Genomic DNA, 4,429 nt, shown 5'->3' with positions numbered 1-4,429 from the left:
CATCCACCACAGCGATCAAGGCGTGCAATACACCAGCAAGGCCTACCAGCAACAATTGTCCGATGCCGGGATGATCGCCAGCATGAGTCGCAAGGGTATGCCCTACGACAATGCCGTGATGGAGAGCTTCTTCAGTTCGCTGAAACAGGAGCTCACGCACCACGAGCGCTTCGTCGACCGCGACCAGGCGCGCAGCAAGGTATTCGACTAAATCGAGGTGTTCTACAACCGACAGAGGCTACACAGCGCTCTCGGCTACCAATCACCGGAGCAGTTCGAGAAGATGGCGGTGTCGCCTAATTAACCCGTCCGAGAAATCGGGGGTAGTCCAAGTCTTGAATTGTGCATGGATTCAAGATTCAAGACCTGACCACAATCTTCAGAAGAAGTGCACGAAACTTGCTCCTGCGGGCTAACGCTGGAGCTAACCGGCCACATCAATCGCAAAGCGATTGATTGGTCCGCTTGAGCGAGCAGTTAGCCATCAGCTGCGATCAGTCCTGCGGCGAATCCTGTTGGTTGGCCGAAAGACCGACGAATAGGTTTCTGAGTCGCGGGATCAGGTCGCTGTAGTCAAGTTCGCTCAAGTTACTGGCCACCGCAATGACCATGCCAGTCTCTGGAAACAGCCAGAACTGGGTGGTTCCGCCTATGGATCCGCCACCGTGCCCGATCCACCTGGTCCCTTCTTTGTCTGCCACCACTCGGAATCCAATCCCATATCCTGTTGGCTCTCCGGATGTCGTTGACTGCTCCGTCCAAAGCAACTTACGCATTGCTGGACTCACCTGCGGACTATTCATGAGCGCCAAACCGAAGCGAACCAGATCGTCTGTGGTCGATAGCATTCCACCGCTGGCCCATTTATTGCTGTTATCTACCTCAGGCTCGTTGTAAAGCCGCCCATCTCGCCGAACGTAATAACGGCCACGATTCAACACCACTTCCTCAATGCGATCTGGCTCGGTCGATGTCATGCCAAAAGGCAATAGCACAGACTGATCCAGATACTCAAGAAACGGCTTTTCGGCGGCCCTCTCAATTACGACACTCAAGAGGTTGTAACCGTAGGACGAGTACCGCCACTCTGTACCAGGAACACAAACCAATGCGTCGCCCTGAAAGATCTCCAGTGCCGCCGCTGTACTGAGGTAACGCGTACGACTATAGGCCTCATCGCCGGCGTAGTGACGCACGCAAGCGAGATGCCCTGCCAACTGCGCGACTGTGAATTTGTGGGGCTTCGACGGGAACTGCGGGACATAGCGGCGAACGTCCTGCCCAAGATCGACTTTCCCTTGCGCTACGAGCTGAACAAGCGCGAACGCCGTTAAGGGCTTCGCTACGCTGCCAATCCGAAACTTTGTCCGCGCCGGATCAACTGCCACACGCTGCTCCACATCGGCAAAGCCATAGCCGGCTGACCAGACTTGCTCTCCGTGAATCCCCACAGAGGCCGATAGACCCGGAGTGCCACTTTCCCTAGCGAACTCGCTAACGATTCGATCCGCCTCCACTTTGGGATCGCTCGCCTGCACTTTGGGACAGCACGCTGCAAGCAGAACGAATGCGACGCAACGTAGGGAAAGCCAACGAAGGGCCGGCATGTTTGGCGACTGCACGCTTACTGTCTCCCGTGACGTGGAACTGTCAGTTACGATGGCTAACACCGGGGATAAGCCGCAGCGTTAGTGGTGGGCTTGATTAAACAGTTGGCAACTACTCGCGAGCTCCTACGGATTGAGCGATGTGGAATACTGCCCTACAGAGTAAGCCAAACGCGAGAATGATGAAGCCAGCGGACATTCCCCAGAACAGAATGCCGCTCGCCGGACCTTTGTAGATGGCCGACTGAATAGGGTTCGCGAAAAACGTGATAAGCACGTAGAAAACGATTGCAGAAACGATGGTCAATATACCAACCGTAGATACAATGCCGGCGACGATTCGGGAAACGATATACGTATTTCTAGAGGGATTCATTGGGTGGCTAACACCTGAGTTAAGCCGACTTGCGTAGTGGAGCCAAAGTCATGGCAAGCTTTTTCTGCCATGGCTTTGGTGTAACGAAGCAAGTTCGGCTTGAACGAATTGTTAGCCCCCTGCTGCGGCTGTGCAGAGATAACGCTTTGAATCCAATCTTTGTAATGGCTCAGGCGGACATTACAACTGATTTGACCATAGTGCCCGGGCGTCCTAATGGCGCTTTGAGGGTCTGACCATGAAGTCAGTCCGGCCAATAGCCAATCGTTCTCAGCCTGGATAAGGATTGGCCCCCCGCTGTCCCCACTTCCTGACCCACCCTCAAGGGGCAGGGCATCGGACGGCTTGTCAAAGATGTAGCAGAGCCAGCGGCCATGTGCACCGGTGATTTTGTTGTACGCGCGGCGAAGCTCGGTGCGGTGGGAATCACTAAATTCGTACCCAGTGACTCCGTTGCCCGTAGCGCCTTTTCCTATGATCTTTATGATTTTGCCGAACTCGTCATCGCTCCTGTTGGCTGCTACAGGGGTGACGCCAGTAACGGGTTGTGCCAATTTGAGAAGTGCGATGTCATCTGAGGATGAGAGCAGCACCCTAAATAGCGTCCAATCCCAAGTGGCCAGCGCCTGGTCAAGCAGCTCTTGCGGCGGTTTTTTGTATCCTGGGTGTATCACGAGACGTTCAACGTCCCTAGGTATCCCATTAATAGTTACCTGCTTGATTTGAGATTGCCACGTGACGGCATGAGCAGCGGTAACAACCCACTGCGGAGCAATCAGTACGCCATGCCCTTCGCCAGGCATGTCAACGAGAGCAGGAAGTTCGGACACCGCAACTCGATACTTTGAGTCATCAACGTCATCCCGAATGACGATCGCGCTTGCACTAAAGGACACAACAAGCAGTGCGAGCAACATGAGTCGGGTCATATGCGATTCCTTCGGAAGCGTCTCACGGGGGCTAGCACCAGAAATAAGCCGCCGCGTCAGCGGGCGGCTTGATTGAATAGTTGGGTTCGCAAGCTAGCGACCACCTGTATGCACAACACATCTATTCTCGAAGCACCCAGGAACGCTCATCTTGGCGATGTCTTGGCTGGAGACAAACGAATTGCTGTCGCACTTTTCGCTGAACACTTTCATCTGCGGAAGCAGGGTCTTCGCGAACTCATTCCGCACTGGGACTGTTGCGCCAAACGGATCTTGATTTAGAAGTACGCAGTCAGCTGCCTCGGCGCAATAGGAATTCTCGTCAATGCTTTTCAGAATATTGCGAAGCGTGCTTTCACACTTCTGGATCTGCGATGCGTCCAAAGGATGGATTCCCGCCTTGCGCAACTCGAAAGAATCGAGCCATTTGTGGGAGGACTTAGGCGAAATTGTCTGCGCTCTAACCTCGACGCATGTGACCAGCAGCAGCAAGATGAATCCGATTTTCATGCGCCTTCCATGTGAACCCAACACCGGAAATAAGCCGCCGCGTTAGCGGTCGGCTTGATTGACCAGTTAGCTTTCTCTAGGGCTCTAGATCAGCTGCATGCTGAAATCAGGCGTCTTTCCAGCTTTCAACTCTTCGATCCATTTTTCAATTTCACCGTCATCCATCTTCCAGAACAGCTGCACTCCCCGCAAGTAAGCGATAACGGCGTCTCTCTCCCCCGCCGCAACCAGCTCATTGGCGAGAAGCATGTTTGGCCCAAAGGAATCTAGCTGTGGTGAGCCTGGCGATTTCGCTGCTTCAAGGAGATGCATTATTGCTCCTGCCCTATCGCCTTTGGCCAGAGAGGAAAGCCCAAGAGCGGAATTGGCGTCGTGAACGGCATTTCCATAGTTCCAATTGCAGTGATACCCCTCCGCTGCAACAAGATACTCTTTTGCCAACGCCTGCATTTTCTTGAAGTCGTTTGCGCTCTGCGCCGCTTCAAGGGCGCTGCCGAGATCGTAGAAATGACGAAGTTTTGGGGTGACCGTAGCCGCTGGTGGGTTCCAAGACTGATCGGGCGATGGATTTCCGTCCTTGCATGAGGACTGAGTCGCGGCAAAACAGCAAGTTGACGCCAAGAGAAAAACAGCGAGTAAAATCGTTCGCATCGGCATCTCCATGAAAGCTAACGCCAGAAATAAGCCGCCGCGTTAGCGGTCGGCTTGATTGACCAGTTAGAACTCACTGCGAGAGGCCATACTTTTCATTTAAATTCAAGAAATGGTAGCCGAGAATGGACTCCGCGTTGATATCGATGACTACTACCAAATAGGCATTCTGTATTTCCGTGTTGATGAGTACGTGCTGCCAGCTACCGGAGGGATCCTCATAGACGTACTCGACATTCCAGTTGGACGTTTCCACGCCAGGAAACTCATGTGCCATCGCCTCTTCTGCGTAGGGCCAAATGGATACGACCTCCTCCGCAGAACTTGTGACATCGCGCATGGGAGGCGCAAACGTG

The 4,429-nt window shown here is 53.7% G+C and carries 5 protein-coding genes and 1 pseudogene; 1 reads left to right on the top strand and 5 read right to left on the bottom strand.

The genetic code is table 11. From position 1 onward, the window contains the following. A pseudogene (locus BM125_RS19435) lies at positions 1-304 on the top strand (IS3 family transposase); the annotation flags it as partial. A 190-nt stretch (positions 305-494) separates the two neighbouring features. On the opposite strand, the gene BM125_RS19430 reads toward BM125_RS19435, so the two are convergent. From BM125_RS19430 to BM125_RS19410, 5 genes are all read right to left on the bottom strand, one after another. Continuing rightward, entirely contained in the window at positions 495-1,538 is a 1,044-nt protein-coding gene (locus tag BM125_RS19430) for a serine hydrolase domain-containing protein (RefSeq protein ID WP_175498210.1), read from the bottom strand. Between the two features lie 441 nt (positions 1,539-1,979). Then, on the bottom strand, positions 1,980-2,912 hold the full coding sequence (locus BM125_RS19420; RefSeq protein ID WP_092411089.1) for a trypsin-like serine protease: 933 nt from the start codon (positions 2,910-2,912) through the stop codon (positions 1,980-1,982). A 93-nt stretch (positions 2,913-3,005) separates the two neighbouring features. Continuing rightward, the gene (locus BM125_RS19415; protein WP_092411087.1) at positions 3,006-3,422 is read right to left on the bottom strand and encodes a hypothetical protein; all 417 of its coding nucleotides are present in this window, start codon (positions 3,420-3,422) and stop codon (positions 3,006-3,008) included. Positions 3,423-3,506: 84 nt separating this feature from the next. Continuing rightward, complete coding sequence (locus BM125_RS20035) at positions 3,507-4,073, bottom strand: hypothetical protein (protein WP_139225130.1); 567 nt, start codon at positions 4,071-4,073, stop codon at positions 3,507-3,509. Positions 4,074-4,146: 73 nt separating this feature from the next. After that, positions 4,147-4,429, bottom strand: a 283-nt coding sequence (locus BM125_RS19410) for a hypothetical protein (protein ID WP_092411085.1), incomplete at its 5' end; no start/stop codon positions are given.

The sequence above is a fragment of the Dokdonella immobilis genome, from assembly GCF_900115085.1.
GTDB classification, from domain to species: domain Bacteria; phylum Pseudomonadota; class Gammaproteobacteria; order Xanthomonadales; family Rhodanobacteraceae; genus Dokdonella; species Dokdonella immobilis.
Note: the sequence above shows the minus strand (reverse complement) of the source record. Positions and strands in the feature narration are given on the sequence as shown.

Bases quoted from the DNA above. Each gene is read 5' to 3' on its own strand.
- BM125_RS19420 (WP_092411089.1), bottom strand. From the start codon at position 2,912: ATGACCCGACTCATGTTGCTCGCACTGCTTGTTGTGTCCTTTAGTGCA.
- BM125_RS19415 (WP_092411087.1), bottom strand. From the start codon at position 3,422: ATGAAAATCGGATTCATCTTGCTGCTGCTGGTCACATGCGTCGAGGTT.
- BM125_RS20035 (WP_139225130.1), bottom strand. From the start codon at position 4,073: ATGCGAACGATTTTACTCGCTGTTTTTCTCTTGGCGTCAACTTGCTGT.